The organism is Enterococcus infantis (assembly GCF_049166715.1).
Lineage (GTDB): Bacteria > Bacillota > Bacilli > Lactobacillales > Enterococcaceae > Enterococcus_C > Enterococcus_C leclercqii.
Map to the genome: position 1 here is coordinate 38,808 of NZ_JBMHFB010000010.1, position 19,193 is coordinate 58,000.

Below are 19,193 nucleotides of genomic sequence, written 5' to 3' on the forward strand. Positions count from 1 at the left end.
AAACACGAAGGGCAACCTCCGTCGATCACTATGCTTTTTACAGACAACTTGTGAGTAAAAAGAGAAGGCCTTGTCTTTGCCTTTCCGCATGTTCGAATGATTCTTCTACCGTCCATGTATGTCACCATACGTCAATTACCAATATTCTAGCACAGAATTTTTGATAAGTATAGAAACAGACCGGCGTGTAAGGGTTTCCCACTGAAAAAAAGCCGGATGTTTGGGTTCTCTTAAAATTTTGCCTGTGATATAGTAGAAGTAATTGCGACGGGAGAGAAGGTTGCAGCGGGCAAAGGCTGGCTGTAACGATTCTTGACACAGTCCTTCAATTTTCGAGCCAGGCTGTCGACTTCGGGTTTTTGACGAGGCGGCAGCCGGCTTTCTGTCGCCCGAAATGTCATGGGAAAAGATCGCGGTGTGGTGGCCGCTCACTCTTCTTTCGTTGACTTGAAGAACTGTTTGACACTGTAGGTCACAGCGTCACGAGATACAGCGGGATTTTACGTGCCTTCCGCAACAGTTGCGATTGTTGAAACAGCTGATCGTTTCATGGTTGTGAAGGTGTGAAGTCGGGTATCTGATTTTTAAAGGCCCCACCAGCTAAGCTAGTGAGGGTATCAGAAAAGAATAGGAGGTTTTTATTTGAAATTGATGTGGCACTATACGATGCGCTACAAGAAGCTACTGCTTTTTGATTTTATCTGCGTATTCGGCTTTATTTTGATCGAGTTGGGGCTACCAACAATCTTGGCACGCATGATTGACCAGGCCATTCCTGCTGGAAGTACCAGTGATGTGAATCGCTTGGGAATTTTGATGGCAGTGGTGGTGGTTATTGGGGTAATCATGAATATTCTTTTGGGGTATTTCACGACTCGAATCACGACCAATATCACAGCGGATATCCGAGATGATCTGTTTGCCAAAACACAAGGTTATTCACATCGAGAATACGAAACGATTGGCGTTTCTTCTTTGATCACACGAGTAACCAACGATGCCTATCAGATCATGCTTTTCATGCAGAATATTTTGCGGATGGGCTTTATGACACCAATGATGTTTGCCGTTAGTCTGTACATGATTTTTCGGACCAGCCCGTCACTGAGCTGGTATGTTCTGTTGGCTTTGCCGGCACTGCTCGTGGCAGTCGTGGCAATCGCTAAAATTTCCGATCCTTTGTCCACGCGGCAACAAAAAAATCTCGACAAAATCAATGGTATTTTGCGGGAGAATCTTTCTGGTTTGCGGGTAATCCGCGCCTTCGTTAATGAAAAATTTGAAGAAAAACGCTTTGACAAGGTCAACACCGCCTATACGGAAAGCTCAACGAGTCTCTTCAAATTGATGGCTGTGGCGCAGCCGGGTTTCACTTTTTTGTTCAATATCGTCATGGTCTTGATCATCTGGAACGGAACCAAACAAATTGATGCCGGTCAACTACAAATCGGTGATTTAATTGCTTTTATCGAGTATATTTTCCACGCCTTGTTCAGCTTTATGCTGTTTGCCTCAGTCTTTATGATGTATCCGCGGGCCGCAGTTTCTGCTCGCCGGATTCAAGAAGCCTTGGATGCGACTTCGGAAATTCATGAAAATGCCCAGCCGGTGACTGAGACCGCACAAAAGGGTTATGTGGAATTTCAAAACGTCACCTTCGCCTATCCCGGGCATGCAGAAAGTCCTGTGATTCGTAACGTGAGTTTTACAGCCAAACCTGGTGAAACCGTGGCTTTTATCGGAAGTACCGGTTCTGGTAAATCAACACTGATTCAATTGATTCCACGTTTTTACGATGTCAGTGATGGCCGTGTATTGGTAGACGGTGTGGACACTCGAGATTTCAGCTTGGCAGCTTTGCGTCAAAAAATCGGTTATATTCCGCAAAAAGCATTGCTGTTCTCCGGTACCATTGCTGAAAACCTGCGTTATGGTAAAGAGGATGCGACAGTTGCACAAATGCAGCGAGCTGCAGATATCGCACAAGCAGCCGATTTCATCGCCGAACAACCAGATGGCTTTGATGCCCGTTTGTCAGAAGGCGGCACCAACTTTTCCGGAGGTCAAAAACAACGTCTGGCTATTGCCAGGGCTATCATTCGCGAACCGGAAATCTATATCTTCGATGACAGCTTTTCGGCATTGGATTACCAAACAGATGCAAAATTGCGGGCGCGACTGAAAAAAGAAACAACTGAGTCTACTGTCCTAATCGTGGCGCAGCGGGTGGGGACCATCATGCACGCCGATAAGATTATCGTGTTGAATGAAGGGGATGTCGTAGGAATGGGCACCCATCAGGAACTCCTGAAAAGCTGCCAGATTTATTATGACATCGCTGCTTCACAACTCTCAGAGGAGGAATTAGCCCAATGAAATCATTTTCTTCTTTGAAACGTTTATTCGTCTATTTGAAACCTTATCGTCGCAATTTTGCGTTGGTCATGTTTTTTACCGTGGTAACAGTGGCTGCCAATGCGGCACTCCCTTATGTCGCCGGCTTGCCCACTACCGAAATTGCCAATAATATTGCTAACGGAGAATCCTTGAATTTCAACTATGTAATTAAATGCTTAATTGCGATTGCTGCAGTCGGGTTGACCTATTGTGCCGCGCAATTAATTGCCGGTATCTTGATGGCTGGTGTCGTGCAAAGTGCTATGTACGATCTGCGGACAGACATCGATACTAAGATCAATCGTCTGCCAGTCTCTTATTTTGACCGCAATCAACAGGGAAATATCTTGTCTCGTGTCACCAACGATGTAGATGCAGTGTCTGGGGCCATGCAGCAGACATTGACGGGGATCGTTACAGCTGTTTTAGGTATTTTGACCGCAGTTGTGATGATGTTTTACATTAACTGGAAAATGGCACTGGTAGCGATTTTAATGATTCCGGCTTCCTTTTTGATTTCTCGTGGAATCATCAAGATCTCGCAAAAATATTTCCAAAGTATGCAAAATGCGCTGGGAGATCTCAACGGTTTTGTACAAGAAAACATGACCGGCTTTGCAGTGTTAAAAGTCTATGGTCGTGAAAAGCAAACGCTGGAAAATTTCAAAAAAGTCAATTACTCCGTGAGAAATTACGGCTTTAAAGCGTCATTTATCTCAGGCTTGATGATGCCGTTGGTGTCATTGACAGCTTATATCGCCTATATTGCCATGGCTGTGATGGGTGGGCACTATGTTATCGCAGGTGTGATTGCAGTCGGGCAGTTGCAGGCTTTCATCCAATATATTTGGCAAGTCAGCCAGCCGCTGGGAAATATCACTCAGCTGTCTTCTGTTTTGCAAGCTGCTTCGGCCGCTTCACGCCGGGTTTTTGAAATTCTCGATGAACCAGAAGAAGGGGTCAATCAAGAAAATCTGCCGTTGCCGGTACCGGTGGAAGGCAATGTTACTTTTGAAAATGTGGCCTTCAGCTATGATCCGAAAAATCCATTGATTACGGATTTGAGTTTTGAAGTCAAAGCTGGTCAAACCGTAGCAGTGGTTGGTCCGACAGGTGCTGGTAAGACGACACTAATCAATCTTTTGATGCGCTTTTATGATGTAGACGCTGGTGCTATCAAAATTGATGGGGTCGACACTAAGCTGATGACTCGTAGCGACGTTCGCTCTGTTTTTGGGATGGTCTTACAGGATGCCTGGCTGTATGAAGGCACCATCGCGGACAATATTCGTTTCGGTAAGCTGGAAGCAACCGATTATGAAGTGGTGGATGCCGCCAAAACAGCCAATGTCGATCACTTTATCCGCACGATGCCCGATGGTTATGAAATGAAAATCAATGCAGAAGGCGACAACGTTTCATTAGGTCAAAAGCAGCTGTTGACGATTGCGCGGGCAGTGATTTCCGATCCCAAAATCTTGATTTTAGACGAGGCTACCAGCTCGGTGGATACCCGTTTGGAAGCCCTGATTCAAAAAGCAATGGACAAGGTAATGGAGGGGCGGACGAGCTTTGTGATTGCCCACCGCTTGTCGACGATTCGAGACGCAGATTTGATTTTGGTAATGAATCATGGATCCATCATTGAAAAGGGGAACCATGAGACCTTGTTGGCACAAGATGGCTTTTACAGCAAACTCTATCAAAGTCAATTCGCCGAAGAGGGCGAGTACGAATAATCTTGCTCACCTAATGAGTGTCGGAAAAAGACTTCAATTGTAACCAAAAATAAACTGGGATTATGACAGCTCTTCTGTCACCGTCCTGCGAAGCACCGACTAACTATGAGCCGCAAATAAAAGACAAGTCACCTCCATTAGCAAACAGTGGAGGTGACTTGTCTTTTTGTTGTTTACGATAGCGAACGATTCACTAGTTGCCATTCAGAAAACTTTAAATAAGCGATTGATCCATTAGCTTCCTTTCATATCCAAAAAAGAATAGTCACGGACATCATAGCGATTACGGCTACGGGAATACTCGAATGGTTTGCCGTCTTGCTGATAAACGATTTGGCTGATCTCAAGAATCGGATCTTCCGGCTGCGCCTGCAAATACAGTTTGTCGTAATCACTGGGCTTATCGGCACGGATTGTTCGGTAAGCACCACTAATGCGCAGCCCTAATTGCTGACGGATATAATGATAAATCGAGTGCTCAAGAATTTCTTTTTTCATTCCAGGTACCAGATTCAGAGGCATATAGGTATGCTCAAGAACAAAGGGCTGATCCTCCACAAGACGTAAGCGCAGGATTTTATACACCGGTTCTTCTTCTGTCAATCGCAGCTTTTCCTGGACGGTTTCATCGGGAAATTCTACGCCAAATTCAATGACTTGACTGGTGAGTTGCCGATTTCCATGGGCCATTTCCCAGCTGAGTCCTTCATATTCAGATAATGTCGAAGTATCTCTTGTGGTAAAAGGATGGTCCAGCACAGTGGTACCGACGCCTTTTTTGGAGGCAACCAGTCCTTCCATCATCAGGACTTCAACTGCTTTTTGAACGGTCATTCGGCTGACATTGAACTCTGTCACTAGCTCAGTCTGCTTCGGTAAAAAAGAACCGGCGGGGTAATCCCCACTTTTGATCCGAGTTCTAAGAGTATTTGCAATGTCTTCATATTTTGCCATATTCGCCACCTCCCATCGATTATACTCAAGTTTTCATTGAACGACAAATTAAAGACAGTCATATGCTGTATCAAGTCTATCCATTTTACGATAATGGCTGGAGGTAGCAGATAGCTGGTTTAGACGGTTGCCTACCAATGGGTGATGTGAGAAAGATGTTCCAGGAGAACTGCTGACACAAAAAGCTGAGCAATCACGATTTCCGACTGTTGCTAAAGGGTGGCGAATTGAAAAGGAATTAAAGTTCGTATGACTAGACATATATTTAAAATGATTGATTTTTATTGGAGGGTAGATTACTATTGGGAGGAAGAACAGCAGTGAGACGTGAAAGCTGCATGGCGTCTGGTTGCTGTTGGTGGACAAAGCTGAGTGACAGTTGTCCGAAAATGATTGAAGGGTAGGTTTTAAGGATGGATTATACATTTCCAAAAGACTTTTGGTGGGGATCTTCTGCCAGTGGTCCGCAAACAGAAGGGCGCTTTGCAGGAGACGGCAAAGGAGACAATATTTGGGATTATTGGTATCAACAAGAACCCGAGAAATTTTTCGACGGTGTCGGTCCAGACGTGGCATCTCAAGTATATACAAAATATCAAGAAGACATTGCATTGATGAAAGAAATCGGGCATAACTCATTTCGAACCTCGATTCAGTGGAGCCGACTGATTCCAGCTGGGACCGGTGCAGTCAATCCGGAAGCAGTCAAATTTTATAACGCGTATATCGATGAACTGATAGCCAACGACATCGAACCGTTTATAAATCTCTATCATTTCGATATGCCGATGCCGTTGCAAGAAAAAGGTGGTTGGTTGAATCGGGAAACAGTGACAGCTTATGTGTCATTTGCCAAAACTTGCTTTGAACTGTTTGGCGATCGCGTGAAAAAATGGTTCACCCATAATGAGCCTATCGTGCCGGTTGAAGGCGGCTATCTCTATCAATTTCACTATCCCAATATTGTCGATATGAAAAAAGCGATTACTGTCGGCTATCATGAAACACTGGCAAGTGCCAAAGCTATCGCAGCTTATCACGACATGAATTTAGGCGGGGAGATTGGCATCATTTTGAATCTGACCCCCAGCTATCCCCGAGACCCGCAAAATCCCGAAGATGTGCAAGCAGCAATTATGGCCGATGCCTTCTTCAACCGTTCTTTTTTGGATCCTGCTGTCAAAGGGGAATTTCCGGCGGAACTGGTGACAGTGGTCAAAGAGCTGGGGATGCTTCCTGAGATCAAAGACGGGGATTTGGAGACAATTCGCCAAAACACCGTCGATCTTTTGGGAATCAACTATTATCAGCCGCGGCGAGTGAAGGCCAAAGAAACACCTAAAGATCCACAAGCAGCGCCGATGCCGGATGACTATTTCGACAATTATGAAATGCCTGGTCGCAAAATGAATCCTTACCGCGGCTGGGAAATCTATGAAAAAGGCATTTACGATATTTTGACCAATACACGGGAAAACTATGGCAACATTCCTTGTTTTATCTCGGAAAACGGCATGGGAGTAGAAGGGGAAGCCCGCTTCAAAAATGCTGACGGGGTGATTGAAGACGATTACCGTATTGACTTCATCAAAGACCACCTGCGTTATGTTCACCAAGCAATCGAGGAAGGCACAGACTGCCGCGGGTTCCATATGTGGACTTGCATGGACAACTGGTCATGGACAAATGCCTACAAAAATCGTTACGGCTTTATTTCTGTGGATCTGAATCACGAAGGAGCGCGCAAAATCAAAAAATCAGGGCGCTGGTTCAAGACTGTGGCTGATCAGAATGGCTTTGACGACTGAGAGAAAAGTTCAGGGTCTGGTTTTAACGGAAAAAGATTGATCAATTTTTAAATACAATAGCAAAGCTCGCTGTGTAACCGTAGCATTCGCTCCTTTTTAGAATCTCTTGTAAAAAATTGCTATAATCAAATGAGCAATAGCCGGCAGCTGACTTTGATGAGGATTACTTTTTTCCGGCTTTTTTTAAGCGGGGGAAATACAAAGCAATTTCAGCTAGCAAGCGCTTGGTTCAAATGAAAAGGAGCAAAGAAGATGAAACCATTTATCGCAAGAAATGCTGTCGTCGTGGGAGATGTGACACTGGGAGAAGATGTGACGGTCTGGTATAACGCCGTGATTCGCGGAGATGCCAACAAAATCAGTATTGGCGCACGTACGAATATCCAAGACGGGACCGTTATTCATGTAGATCATGATGCGCCGACTGAGATTGCAGAAGATGTGACAGTCGGACATCAATGTATGCTCCACGGCTGTCGTATCGAAAGCGGCGCCTTGATTGGAATGAGTACGGTTGTTTTAAACCATGCTGTAATTGGGGAGAACAGCTTGATTGGTGCCGGCTCTCTTGTCACGCAAGGAACGGTTATTCCCCCCAATGTTTTGGCATTTGGTAGGCCAGCCAAAGTAATTCGCCCCTTGACCCCTGAAGAATTGGCAAAAAATCGTCAAAACATTCACCATTATATCGAAATGGGAACCGCTCATCGCAACGGTGAATTTCCCTTCACAAGAAGCTAAGAGCATTTTCTTAGCGTAGTTATCAAAATAGCAGGGAGACTCGTTTCTCACTTTCTTTTTTGTGGCAGGGGAGTTTTTGCCGCCCGCTGCTATTGATTTTTAATGAAGTCAGCTGAGATGAAGCAGTTTTTTCTATGAAACAGAGCATAGGCAAATTTTTTTGTAATGAAAAGACGGCAATCTTCCAAAAACTAAATGGAAGATTGCCGTCTTTTGTCTGAAGCACAGGTCTGGTCATATTCGGTTCGTAGAAGGGAACATGACTGATACGCCTTCGTTTTTGAGTTGATTATTTGTTCAAGCTCTTGGAAGATTCCATGATTTCGTCGATCAAGCCGTAATCTTTAGCTTGTTGCGCAGTCATGTAGTTGTCTCGGTCCGTATCTTTTTCGATAACGTCCAAAGGTTGACCAGTGCGTTCTGCCAAGATAGCGTTCAAGCGTTCACGAGTTTGCAGGATGTGACGAGCTGCAATTTCGATTTCTGTTGCTTGACCTTGCGCGCCCCCTAGTGGTTGGTGAATCATGATTTCAGCGTTTGGCAAGGCAAAGCGTTTGCCTTTAGTACCAGCAGTCAACAGGAAAGAACCCATTGATGCGGCCATACCCATCACGATGGTCACAACGTCAGCTTTGACGAAGTTCATGGTGTCATAAATAGCCATACCAGCTGTTACGCTACCACCAGGTGAGTTGATATACAAGTAGATATCTTTTTCGGAGTCTTGGGCATCCAAGAACAGCAGTTGGGCGATGATTGAGTTTGCCAAATCGTCAGTGACTTGGCCGCTCAACATAATGATACGGTCTTTCAATAGACGAGAGTAGATGTCATAAGCTCTTTCGCCGCGGGATGATTGTTCGATTACTGTAGGGATCAAATTCATAATAAGGTATCCTCCTTCAAATTATCTGCCAAAGATAGCTGTCACAAACTCTTTTTTGAAAAGCTGTGATAGCAAGGTTCGGCACGTTTCTTCACCAATAAGTGTAGCACAAAATACGAAGAGCTACTAAACATATGTGTGACGGATCACAGGCGCAAAATCAGCTACCTGCAACCTCTGACATGTAGTATACACTTATGGTCAAAAATGGTCAAACGAAAAACTTCCTGCGGATTGTCCTTTCATTTGGCGGTTTTTGTACCTTTTATGCTACAATAAAAATAACGAATGATAAAAGCGAAAAGCAAGGAAGCTACCCGCTTTTTATCTGATGAACAGTTGATAAAGTGAGGGATTATTATGACACCGACGATGGTTACGGCACTGGCTGCTTTGGGAGGCGTACTGGTGGGGGCACTGGTAGTCACTGTCGCTTTCGATTTGCGGATCCGCTACGATGAACGCAAAGAAAAGCGCCGTCGCCAATTGGACCACAAAGTTAAGGAAATTGAGACGCTGTTGGTATTGAATAAAAAAATCCAGGAAATCTTACAAAAGCGCTCAGCAACAATGGCGGAATACGTTAGTTTTGATGGATTTGATGATGCCTATATTACAGTGGATGACTATGTCTATCTGCAATCTTTTTCGGCCCAAAACAACTTCTACTTGCCCAATTACATCATTGAAGAATTTTTCAAGCAGATTGGCCAGCGAAAAGTGATTTTAACACCAGAAGAAACGGTAAATATTGGTGGCTATGCTTACAAGGGTGGTCGAGTCTTGCTGGAACATTTTTCCGATACACTGATGGAGTTGGTGGACGAACGCAAAGCCCAGTTAAAGCAGCTATCCAATGAAGAACTGACTTATTTTTCCCATTGATTTGCAGTGATCGTCATCTTTTCTCATATGAAAGGTGGCGGTCACTTTTTCATAAACAATGAAGAACTGTCCCACAAAAGCAGTTGGAAAATGAATTGGGGTTTTCATAGCCCAGCAAGCTATCTGCAAAGTAGTAGGAAAGTGGTACAATGAGACAGATTGGAGTGAACTGTGATGACCCAAGTAGTTGCTCACCGGGGAGCGAGTGGGACCCGGCCAGAAAATACGCTGCCGGCTTTTGCCGAAGCAATTCGTGTTGAAGCAGATGTGATTGAACTGGATGTTCATCTGTCAAAAGACGGTCACCTGATTGTAATGCATGATGAAGAAGTCGACCGAACCACTGATGGCAAGGGGCTAATTAGAGAAAAAACATTGGCAGAACTGAAACGGCTGAATGCTGGGAGCTGGTTTTCGCCAACCTTCAAAGCGACAAGAATTCCGACTTTAAATGAGGTCTTGAACTTGTTGCTGATGCGCAACTATCGCGGTGCGCTGACCATCGAAATAAAAACCGACAAATTCCATTATCAAGGAATTGAAGAAAAAATCAGTGAACTGATGCAAAGCCGCCAATGGCCGTTTGAGCATTGGTACTGTAGTTTTAATCTGCTTTCTTTAGAGATGATTCATGAGCTGGAACCAGACGCGCAGCTGGATTTCATCATGGGGACTGCCGAAAACAAGCCGGCGCAAGCCTTGGAGCGTCCCTTTATTGAGGGGATTCATCCGAAGCTGGACTGGGCAGAGAACCATGCTTCTCAGATTAAGGATTTTCCAATAGCAGTGCGGCCATGGACCGTAGATACCGAAGCAAATATCCGTAAGTGCCTTTTAATGGGCGTGACTGGGATCATTACCAATTACCCGGAACGCTGTCGTCAGGTAATTGCGGCTTATCGACAGGAGAAACGATGAAAAAAGTATTAGCAATCGTCGGACCAACGGCTGTGGGCAAAACGGCCCTCAGCATCCGGCTGGCAAAAAAGTTTAATGGAGAAATCATCAGCGGCGATTCCATGCAAGTCTATCGCGGGCTGGACATTGGCACAGCTAAGGTGACAGAAGCTGAAGCCGAGAAAATTCCACATCATTTGATTGACATCTGTGACATTCAAGAGAGCTATTCCGTCGCGGCTTTTCAAAAAATGGGGCGGGTAGCAATTGAGGACCTCACGGCTCGCGGAAAGCTCCCCATCGTGGTGGGAGGCACGGGGTTGTACATCCAAGCTCTGCTCTATGACTTCAGCTTGGGAGGCAATCAGGAGAATCAGGATCCCCTGTTGCGGCAAAAATACGAGACCTATGGAACAACTCATGGCAGTCAAGCACTGTGGGAGCTTTTGGCTCAAAGAGATCCAGCGGCGGCAGCAAAAATCCATTTCAACAATCAGCGCAAAGTGGTGCGGGCGCTGGAAGTTCTTGAACAGACTGGCCGTAGTATTACGGCGCCGGAGGTTTTGCCGGAAAAGCTGTACGATTATTTTTTGGTAGGCTTGAATACCGAGCGAGAGCTTTTGTACCAGCGAATCAATCAACGGGTAGAATTAATGTTTGCTGCAGGTCTCAAGGAAGAAGCGGAGTTGTTGCGGGAATTTGCAGAAACGCAAGCTGCTAAAGGAATTGGGTATCGGGAGTTTTTCCCTTACTTTCAAGGGGAAAGTGATCTGGCAGCCGTCAAGGAGCAGATCAAACAAGATTCCCGTCGCTATGCTAAGCGGCAGCTGACTTGGTTTAGAAATCGGATGGCACCTCATTGGGTGGATCTGGTGCAAGAGCCGGAGTCGGTTGTAAAATTGGAAGAAGAGATCAAAGATTGGTTGGGGGTGTAACATGGAAGCAAAACAGGAACGCGTAATATTAGTCGGAGTCGAGACGGAAGAAACGTGGAAGAACTTCGGTGAATCAATGTTGGAGTTAAAAGGATTGACCAAAACTGCCAAAGGGGAAGTCTGCTTCTCGTTGATTCAAAAACGACCGCAAGTCGATCGCCAGACGGTTATCGGCAAAGGTAAATTACAAGAGTTGGCGCAGCTGGTAGAGGCCCATGAGGCTGATCTGGTCATTTTCAACCACGAACTGACTCCACGACAAGGGGCGTTGATCCAAGAAATCGTGGGGGTGCCGGTAATTGACCGAGTACAGCTAATCTTGGATATTTTTGCTATGCGTGCCCGTTCAAAAGAAGGAAAACTCCAAGTAGAGCTAGCGCAGTTGGAATACTTGTTGCCCCGACTGACCGGTCAGGGGAAAAATCTTTCTCGTTTAGGTGGGGGGATTGGGACAAGAGGACCTGGTGAAACCAAGCTCGAAACTGACCGGCGCCACATTCGCACCCGTATTACCATCATCAAACGCGAGCTTAAGGAAGTGGCTGCACACCGGGAACGGACGCGTCAAAAACGGCAAGGACAAGTATTTCAGATTGGTCTGATTGGCTACACCAATGCCGGAAAATCTACTATTTTAAACATCTTGACTAGCGCAGATACTTATGAAAAAGACGAGCTGTTTGCGACTTTGGACCCGTTGACGAAGCGCTGGCGGCTACCGGAGGGCTTTGAAGTAACTGTAACCGACACCGTAGGATTTATTCAGGATCTGCCGACGCAGTTGATTGATGCTTTTCATTCCACTTTGGAAGAAAGTCGCAACATGGATTTATTGTTGCATGTGGTGGATGCTAGTTCTGAAGATCGACCGCAACAAGAAGAAACGGTCATGAATTTGATGGAGGAACTGGATTTGCAGCACATTCCATTGCTGACAATCTATAATAAAGCAGATCGAATCATCAAAGATCAATTTGTGCCGACGATGTTTCCCAATGTCTTGATTTCGGCAAAGAGTAGTCTTGGCAAACAAGAGCTGACCGACGCTATTAAGCTGCGATTGATGGAGATATTGACCCCTTATGTTGCAACAATTCCACAAACAGAAGGCGGAAAGTTGAGTCGGTTAAAACGAGAAACCTTACTTTTACGGGAAGATTATGTGGAACAAGAAGAAGCCTATCACGTAAGAGGTTTTGCAGAAGACGGCAGCTGGGTACTGCGCTAGAGCACGAGTAAGCAGGATCCGTCTTTTTCTTGAGAAGAGATGGATCTTTTTTGAATCAAAAAAATCGGAGGAAGATAAACATGAGTTGGACCGCAGGATTTGCACCGGAATTAGTAGAGAAAATTGAGAAAGCAGACCGCAAGATTGCTGGTCGTTTAGAGGAGTTTCGTCAAATTGCATTGTCAAATCAGGCGAAAGTGTTGGCGGCCTTCACTCATCAACAAATTTCTGAGACCCATTTTATGCCCTCTACCGGCTATGGCCATGATGACATGGGACGAGATGCACTAGAAGCAGTCTATGCTGAAGTGTTTGCTACGGAAGCGGCACTGGTGCGTCCTCAAATTGTTTCAGGAACCCACGCCATCGCCACCGCTCTTTTTGGAAGTTTGCGTCCCGAAGAAAAGCTCGTCTATATTACCGGGACTCCGTATGATACCTTGTTGGAAGTCATTGGATTAGCGGGTAATGGAATCGGAACGCTGAAGGAATGGGGGATCGAGTATGATCAAGTTGAACTTGAGGCAGATGGCAGTGTCAGCTTCGCCGGAATCAAAGAAAAGTTGACGCCAGAAGTCAAGGTAGTCGGCATTCAACGCTCCCGCGGCTACGCCAGCCGTCCTTCCTTTACCATTGCCCAGATCAAAGAAATGTGTGATTACGTGAAGAGCATCGCTCCTGATGTGACCATTTTTGTAGATAACTGTTATGGGGAGTTTGCTGAACTGTTGGAACCTACCCAAGTTGGTGCGGATCTGATGGCTGGTTCCCTGATTAAAAATCCTGGCGGTGGCATCGCCAAAACCGGCGGCTACATCGTCGGCCGCAAAGACCTGGTAGAACGCTGTGCCTATCAGCTTTCAGCTCCTGGGATTGGGATTGAAGGTGGCGCTATGCTCAATACGGTTTTTGATATGTTGCAAGGTTTCTTTTTAGCCCCTCATGTGGTTAGTCAGGCAATCAGCGGTGCGGTCTTTACGGCTGCTCTTTTGGAAGAGTACGGGATTGATTCCACCCCTCGTTGGGATGACCCAAGGACTGACTTGATTCAGCTAGTGGATTTAAAAGAACAAGCCGCGATGGTTAAATTTGCCCAGGCGATTCAAGCCTTTTCGCCGGTGGATGCCTTCGTAGCGCCAATACCCTCTTACATGCCTGGGTACGAGGATGATATCATTATGGCAGCGGGCACCTTTATTCAAGGAGCTTCCATTGAGCTTTCCGCTGATGGCCCCATCCGCGAACCTTATTCTTTATATGTCCAAGGCGGCTTGACCTATGAGCATGTCAAAATCGCTGTTTCCAATGCGGTCAATCGGGTGTATCATGGTGAGTGAGCAACAATGAAGGAAACGTTTTGAGCTTTCTTATTCGCAGGCCCAACACAACAAAAGGATGGCGACACTTATCTTGTGATCCTTTTATAAAGAGAATATAAGCAAAGACGAAACCAAAAAGGCGAGACAGTGGCAATTGGCCTGTCACCACCCTCCGAAGCCGACAATATCAAACGCGAGACACAACAAAAATTACAGCACAGACTGTTCTTGATTTCATCATTGATGTTATAGCCTGTCTTTTTGTTATCAAAGCTACTGGTTTTAGCTGTCAAAAGCGTGCCTTATGAATAATGTTTCAACTGACAAACAAAGCGCCGTGAGCTTATCGCCCACAGCGCTTTGTTTCCTGTTAGATGATGAGTTTAGTACAATTCGAGGTACTGTTCCCGCTCCCATTCAGAAACGGTTTGTCGGAAGGAAGCCCATTCCAGACGTTTGGCTTCTTGGAAGTTGGAGAAGATATGGTCACCCAATGCTTCTTTCATCACGACGTCAGTGCGTAGTTCTTTGATGGCGTTATGAAGAGTAGAAGGCAGATCCTGGATTTGTGCTTCTTTGCGCTCTTCTTCGTTCATGATGTAGATGTTGCGGTCAACGGCTGGAGGAGGTGTTAGTTTGTTGTTGATTCCATCGAGACCGGCTGCTAAGAGAACGGCCATTGCCATATATGGATTAGCAGAAGGGTCAACAGAACGCAGCTCCAATCGAGTAGACAATCCACGAGATTCAGGCACACGGATCAATGGGGAACGGTTGCGACCAGACCAGGCAACATAGACCGGTGCTTCGTAGCCAGGAACCAGACGTTTGTAGGAGTTTACCAATGGGTTACAAACTGCAGTGTAAGCCCGGGCGTGTTTCATCAAGCCTCCTAAGAAGTGGTAGGCTGTTTCTGAAAGCTGCATTTCTCCTTTAGGATCGTAGAAGGCATTCTCGCTGCCTTTGAACATAGACATGTTGCAGTGCATTCCAGAGCCGTTGATGCCAAAAAGTGGTTTCGGCATGAAGGTTGCGTGTAGACCATGTTTGCGGGCGATTGTTTTGACTACCAGCTTGAAAGTTTGGATATTGTCACAGGCTTCAACGACATTGGCGTATTTGAAGTCAATTTCGTGCTGGCCAGGGGCAACTTCATGGTGGGAAGCTTCCACTTCAAAACCGAGACTTTCTAATTCCAAAACAATGTCACGGCGGCAATTTTCACCTAAGTCAGTCGGAGCAAAATCGAAATATCCCCCGGCATCGTTTAGATCTGTTGTAATGTTGCCATCTTCATCTAATTTGAACAAGAAGAATTCCGGCTCAGGACCCAAGTTAAAGGAAGTGAAGCCCAATGCTTCCATTTTGTGTAATTGGCGTTTCAGATTGCCGCGGGGATCGCCGGCAAATGGCGTGCCGTCTGGATTGTAGATGTCACAGATCAAACGAGCAACTTTGCCGTGGTCACTTTCCCAAGGGAAGATCATCCAAGTAGAAAGGTCGGGATACAAGTACATATCAGATTCTTCAATCCGAACAAAGCCTTCGATAGAGGAGCCGTCGAACATCATTTTGTTGTCCAGGACTTTTGCCAATTGGCTGACTGGGACTTCAACGTTTTTGATCGTTCCCATGATGTCAGTGAACATCAAGCGCAAGAAGCGTACATTTTCCTCCTGTGCGATACGAGTGATATCGTCGGTAGTGTAATTTGATTTTGGCATTTGATCCCATCCTTAAGTTAGTTTTTTTATTTCCACAACAGTGACTACATCCGCGGCCCCTGTTGGTATGGATTGTTTTGATTCAAACCGCCCTGTGAGAGCAGCTCGTCATAAAAGATTCGACGCACATCATTGTCAGTCAGTGGCTTTTTCGCCTTGGCTTGCTGTTCTTGCTTTTGTTTCATTTGATAGGCATGCTTGATTCCCGCCATATTCAGACCGTCTGTCAAGTAGTCTTTAATCTCCAACAGAGTATCAATATCATTGAGGGAATACATGCGGCGGTTGCCTTCACTGCGCTCCGGGTGGATTAAATCTTGCTCCTCGTAATAACGAATCTGGCGAGCAGATAAATCTGTCAGCTTCATCACTGTGCCAATGGGGAAGACTGAGAGGGAACGGCGTAATTCTTTTTCGCGCATGAGGGTGCTCCTTTCCTGCAAAAGGTCCAGACCAGGTCTGGCAAGTCTTAACGAAACCCTTGTTGATTCAAGCAGTTTTTTGAAGCACCAACAGTTAGGTTCGTTTAACTTGTGATAACTATACCAACCGAGAAAAAATCCGTCAATGGCATATGTCAGGTTTTCTAACATAACAATCAAAAAAATATTCTGAAATTTTAGAAATGTTGATTTGCCGGGGGTTTTGTAAAAAGTAAAAGCCGAACGTTTATAAACTTTTTTTGAGAAAAAGTGGTTGATCTGCTTGTATAAGCCGAAAATCGATTGAAAGGAGTCCTGATTTCAATTGTTTTCCGAAATAATCTGCGCTTTTGGTAGAGTTTCACTTCTTATGAAAGTAGGCTGTTGGTCTATGTTAAAATAAATGGAGAATGTAAGTAGAAGATTTTTGGATGGGGGAGTTCATTTGCAAAGAAAGATTGCGCTGCTTTCAGATGTGCACGGAACAGTGACCGCACTGCAGGCAGTTTGTGACGAATTGAAAAGAGAAGAAATTACGGATTGTTGGTATTTGGGCGATCTGTTTTTGCCAGGACCTGGCGGCAGTGAGCTGCTGGAGCTATTGGCATCTGTGGGAACTTCTATTATCTTACAGGGGAACTGGGATAGCAGCATTCGAGAAATTCTAAACGGAGAATTTGATCTCGATGACCCCACTGATATTTATTTTGGCAAATTAGTGGAGTATTTGTTAGCACAGAAAAATTCAGAAAAAATCGAGGCAATCACTGTGGCATCGCTGACGGAGACGATCACTGTCAATGGCTTGCGAATTTGCCTCGCTCACCATACGCCGACTTGTAATTATGGCCGTTTTTTGGAGCAAAGTGCTGCGTCTGAGAACTTCGATGAGGCTGTACCAACAGATTGTGACATTTATATTTATGGACACATCCATCATCAATTGCTGCGCTACACGTCTGCTGACCAAGCCGTCATTAATCCCGGCTCAATTGGGCAACCCTTCTTACGACACGCACCGCTGTGTCAGGATTTGCGGGCGCAATACGCAATCTTGACGATAACCGATGAACAAGGCTGGTCCGTGGAATTTCGCAAAACGCCTTACGATGTGGAAGCTGAGTTGGCCTTAGCGGAGCAGCGAAATTTACCTTATTTAAGAATTTATGAAGAACAACTTCACACGAGTAAGATTCGCACCCACGATGCAGCTTATCTGGCGCCAATCAATGAAGCAATGGGGTATCGCGAGCAAGTTGAAAAGCGCTTTACCAACCAGCTTGCTAAACAGAAACCCCTTACTTGAAATTCCTACCCTTGACTTTTTTTTCGCCAGCTTGTATTATCCTACTTGGGCACCCTTGAAGAGGGTACACAAACTGTGATTTCAAAGCTCCCTATTCAAACGGATAGGGAGCTTTTTAAGTTTTTTGAAACCCGGAAGAGCAGTCAACGGGTTTTAAAAGGCATTGCAGCAGTGCTTCCAATGAAAAGATAGGCTAATGATTTTTATGATTGTTGGCTAGTCTTTGGCAGTGCAGATGATCCTTAACGGGATTCATTACTACAATAGGAAGAAGGAGTAGTTTTAATGACGAAATACATCTTTGTAACAGGCGGCGTGGTATCCTCCATTGGTAAAGGAATCGTAGCAGCATCTTTGGGGCGACTCTTGAAAAACCGCGGATTGAAAGTGACCATCCAGAAATTCGATCCTTATATCAACGTCGATCCAGGTACGATGAGTCCTTATCAGCACGGAGAAGTCTTCGTGACTGACGACGGCGCTGAAACTGACTTGGACCTGGGGCATTATGAACGGTTCATCGACATCAATTTGAACAAGTATTCCAACGTGACTACCGGTAAGATCTACTCTGAAGTCCTGCGTAAAGAGCGTAAAGGAGAATACTTGGGAGCGACTGTTCAAGTTATTCCTCATATCACCAACGAAATCAAGGAAAAAATCATGCGGGCAGCCAAGTTGACTGACTCCGATATTATTATCACTGAGGTTGGCGGAACTGTTGGCGATATCGAATCACTGCCGTTTTTGGAAGCCTTGCGTCAGATGAAAGCAGATGTCGGTGCTGACAATGTGATGTACATTCACACAACACTGATTCCTTATTTGAAGGCTGCTGGTGAAATGAAGACCAAGCCAACACAGCACAGCGTCAAAGAACTGCGGGGCTTGGGAATTCAGCCAAACATCTTGGTGGTTCGGACAGAATTGCCAGTAGAACAAGGCACGAAAAATAAATTGGCACAATTTTGTGATGTGGCACCAGAAGCGGTTATTGAATCCCGCGATGTAGAAACACTGTACTCGATTCCTTTGGCACTGCAAGCTCAGAAAATGGACCAAATCGTTTGTGACCATTTGAAAATTGATGCACCAGTTGCGGACATGACTGAATGGCGGGCACTGGAAGAAAAGGTATTGAATTTGAAGAAAACTGTTCGCATTGCATTGGTAGGTAAATATGTGGAACTGCCAGATGCATATATCTCTGTGGTGGAATCATTGAAACACTCCGGCTTTGCTTTTGATTCTGACATCTGCATCGACTGGATCAAGGCTCAAGACGTGACTCGTGAAAATGTCGATGAATTATTGAAAGACGCAGATGGTATCTTGGTTCCCGGTGGCTTTGGCGATCGCGGGGTAGAAGGTAAGATCGAAGCGATTCGCTATGCTCGTGAAAACGACGTACCTTTCTTGGGAATCTGTCTGGGTATGCAAATGGCCTGTGTTGAATTTGCCCGTAACGTTGTCGGCTTAGAAGATGCTGCTTCAGCAGAAACAGATCCGAACACAGCCAACAACATCATCGACTTGATGGCGGATCAAGAAAATATCGAAAATCTTGGTGGTACCTTGCGCTTGGGACTGTACCCATGCAAGCTGAAAAAAGGTACACAGACAGCGACGGCTTATGATGGCGAGGATGTTGTCCAAGAGCGCCACCGTCACCGTTATGAATTCAACAATCGTTACCGTGAAATCTTCGAAGACAACGGCATGACATTCTCAGGTGTTTCTCCTGATAACCGTCTGGTAGAAATCGTTGAATTGACGGACAAAAAATTCTTTGTCGGTTGCCAATTCCACCCAGAATTGATCTCTCGTCCCAACCGCCCACAACGCTTAATCAAAGCCTTTGTCGGCGCGGCGTTGGCAGATAAAGAAAGCAAATAAACAACTAGCATCCTTTTGCTGGTTTGATAAGTGAAAGCAGATTAAAAGAGAAACGG

Annotated in this window: 15 protein-coding genes; 11 read left to right on the top strand and 4 right to left on the bottom strand. The window is 45.4% G+C overall.

What is annotated here, in order from left to right; all coding sequences use genetic code 11:
• Positions 1 to 642: 642 nt before the first annotated feature.
• Positions 643 to 2,376: an ABC transporter ATP-binding protein gene (locus ACOMA8_RS12220; protein WP_161899317.1), complete on the top strand. Its 1,734-nt coding sequence runs from the start codon at positions 643 to 645 to the stop codon at positions 2,374 to 2,376.
• Entirely contained in the window at positions 2,373 to 4,136 is a 1,764-nt protein-coding gene (locus ACOMA8_RS12225) for an ABC transporter ATP-binding protein (RefSeq protein WP_421371091.1), read from the top strand. Before ACOMA8_RS12220 ends, ACOMA8_RS12225 begins: the two co-directional genes overlap by 4 nt.
• A 234-nt stretch (positions 4,137 to 4,370) precedes the next feature.
• Here ACOMA8_RS12225 and ACOMA8_RS12230 read toward each other — a convergent pair whose 3' ends face one another.
• Positions 4,371 to 5,090: a GntR family transcriptional regulator gene (locus tag ACOMA8_RS12230; RefSeq protein WP_161899319.1), complete on the bottom strand. Its 720-nt coding sequence runs from the start codon at positions 5,088 to 5,090 to the stop codon at positions 4,371 to 4,373.
• A 413-nt stretch (positions 5,091 to 5,503) separates the two neighbouring features.
• Here ACOMA8_RS12230 and ACOMA8_RS12235 point away from each other — a divergent pair, with 413 nt between their 5' ends.
• Together ACOMA8_RS12235 and ACOMA8_RS12240 are read left to right on the top strand one after the other, a co-directional pair.
• Complete coding sequence (locus ACOMA8_RS12235) at positions 5,504 to 6,898, top strand: glycoside hydrolase family 1 protein (protein ID WP_421371093.1); 1,395 nt, start codon at positions 5,504 to 5,506, stop codon at positions 6,896 to 6,898.
• Positions 6,899 to 7,150: 252 nt separating this feature from the next.
• Positions 7,151 to 7,639, top strand: coding sequence for a gamma carbonic anhydrase family protein (locus ACOMA8_RS12240; RefSeq protein WP_421371095.1), 489 nt, complete (start codon positions 7,151 to 7,153; stop codon positions 7,637 to 7,639).
• A 289-nt stretch (positions 7,640 to 7,928) separates the two neighbouring features.
• On the opposite strand, the gene clpP is transcribed toward ACOMA8_RS12240, so the two are convergent.
• Complete coding sequence (clpP, locus tag ACOMA8_RS12245) at positions 7,929 to 8,525, bottom strand: ATP-dependent Clp endopeptidase proteolytic subunit ClpP (protein WP_161899322.1); 597 nt, start codon at positions 8,523 to 8,525, stop codon at positions 7,929 to 7,931.
• A gap of 372 nt (positions 8,526 to 8,897) precedes the next feature.
• Here clpP and ACOMA8_RS12250 point away from each other — a divergent pair, with 372 nt between their 5' ends.
• The 5 genes from ACOMA8_RS12250 (at position 8,898) to ACOMA8_RS12270 (ending at position 13,807) form a co-directional block, all read left to right on the top strand.
• Positions 8,898 to 9,410: a hypothetical protein gene (locus ACOMA8_RS12250; RefSeq protein ID WP_161899866.1), complete on the top strand. Its 513-nt coding sequence runs from the start codon at positions 8,898 to 8,900 to the stop codon at positions 9,408 to 9,410.
• Between the two features lie 174 nt (positions 9,411 to 9,584).
• Positions 9,585 to 10,328: a glycerophosphodiester phosphodiesterase gene (locus ACOMA8_RS12255; RefSeq protein WP_421371097.1), complete on the top strand. Its 744-nt coding sequence runs from the start codon at positions 9,585 to 9,587 to the stop codon at positions 10,326 to 10,328.
• The gene (gene miaA, locus ACOMA8_RS12260; RefSeq protein WP_421371100.1) at positions 10,325 to 11,242 is read left to right on the top strand and encodes a tRNA (adenosine(37)-N6)-dimethylallyltransferase MiaA; all 918 of its coding nucleotides are present in this window, start codon (positions 10,325 to 10,327) and stop codon (positions 11,240 to 11,242) included. The genes ACOMA8_RS12255 and miaA overlap by 4 nt, the downstream gene beginning before the upstream one ends.
• Position 11,243: 1 nt before the next feature.
• On the top strand, positions 11,244 to 12,470 hold the full coding sequence (hflX, locus tag ACOMA8_RS12265; RefSeq protein ID WP_421371102.1) for a GTPase HflX: 1,227 nt from the start codon (positions 11,244 to 11,246) through the stop codon (positions 12,468 to 12,470).
• An 80-nt stretch (positions 12,471 to 12,550) separates the two neighbouring features.
• Positions 12,551 to 13,807 carry a methionine gamma-lyase family protein gene (locus tag ACOMA8_RS12270; RefSeq protein WP_421371104.1) on the top strand — a complete coding sequence of 419 codons (1,257 nt, stop codon included), beginning with the start codon at positions 12,551 to 12,553 and terminating at the stop codon, positions 13,805 to 13,807.
• 365 nt (positions 13,808 to 14,172) lie between these two features.
• Here ACOMA8_RS12270 and glnA read toward each other — a convergent pair whose 3' ends face one another.
• Both glnA and ACOMA8_RS12280 read right to left on the bottom strand, forming a co-directional pair.
• Entirely contained in the window at positions 14,173 to 15,513 is a 1,341-nt protein-coding gene (gene glnA, locus ACOMA8_RS12275; protein WP_161899327.1) for a type I glutamate--ammonia ligase, read from the bottom strand.
• A 44-nt stretch (positions 15,514 to 15,557) separates the two neighbouring features.
• On the bottom strand, positions 15,558 to 15,935 hold the full coding sequence (locus ACOMA8_RS12280; RefSeq protein WP_161899328.1) for a MerR family transcriptional regulator: 378 nt from the start codon (positions 15,933 to 15,935) through the stop codon (positions 15,558 to 15,560).
• Between the two features lie 445 nt (positions 15,936 to 16,380).
• Here ACOMA8_RS12280 and ACOMA8_RS12285 point away from each other — a divergent pair, with 445 nt between their 5' ends.
• Entirely contained in the window at positions 16,381 to 17,241 is an 861-nt protein-coding gene (locus ACOMA8_RS12285; RefSeq protein ID WP_421371107.1) for a metallophosphoesterase family protein, read from the top strand.
• A 285-nt stretch (positions 17,242 to 17,526) separates the two neighbouring features.
• Entirely contained in the window at positions 17,527 to 19,137 is a 1,611-nt protein-coding gene (locus ACOMA8_RS12290; protein ID WP_161899330.1) for a CTP synthase, read from the top strand.
• The last annotated feature ends 56 nt before the right edge of the window (positions 19,138 to 19,193 follow it).

Coding starts and splice junctions, on each gene's coding strand:
- ACOMA8_RS12225 (WP_421371091.1), top strand. CDS start 2,373: ATGAAATCATTTTCTTCTTTGAAACGTTTATTCGTCTATTTGAAACCT.
- ACOMA8_RS12230 (WP_161899319.1), bottom strand. CDS start 5,090: ATGGCAAAATATGAAGACATTGCAAATACTCTTAGAACTCGGATCAAA.
- ACOMA8_RS12235 (WP_421371093.1), top strand. CDS start 5,504: ATGGATTATACATTTCCAAAAGACTTTTGGTGGGGATCTTCTGCCAGT.
- ACOMA8_RS12240 (WP_421371095.1), top strand. CDS start 7,151: ATGAAACCATTTATCGCAAGAAATGCTGTCGTCGTGGGAGATGTGACA.
- clpP (WP_161899322.1), bottom strand. CDS start 8,525: ATGAATTTGATCCCTACAGTAATCGAACAATCATCCCGCGGCGAAAGA.
- ACOMA8_RS12250 (WP_161899866.1), top strand. CDS start 8,898: ATGGTTACGGCACTGGCTGCTTTGGGAGGCGTACTGGTGGGGGCACTG.
- ACOMA8_RS12255 (WP_421371097.1), top strand. CDS start 9,585: ATGACCCAAGTAGTTGCTCACCGGGGAGCGAGTGGGACCCGGCCAGAA.
- miaA (WP_421371100.1), top strand. CDS start 10,325: ATGAAAAAAGTATTAGCAATCGTCGGACCAACGGCTGTGGGCAAAACG.
- hflX (WP_421371102.1), top strand. CDS start 11,244: ATGGAAGCAAAACAGGAACGCGTAATATTAGTCGGAGTCGAGACGGAA.
- ACOMA8_RS12270 (WP_421371104.1), top strand. CDS start 12,551: ATGAGTTGGACCGCAGGATTTGCACCGGAATTAGTAGAGAAAATTGAG.
- glnA (WP_161899327.1), bottom strand. CDS start 15,513: ATGCCAAAATCAAATTACACTACCGACGATATCACTCGTATCGCACAG.
- ACOMA8_RS12280 (WP_161899328.1), bottom strand. CDS start 15,935: ATGCGCGAAAAAGAATTACGCCGTTCCCTCTCAGTCTTCCCCATTGGC.
- ACOMA8_RS12290 (WP_161899330.1), top strand. CDS start 17,527: ATGACGAAATACATCTTTGTAACAGGCGGCGTGGTATCCTCCATTGGT.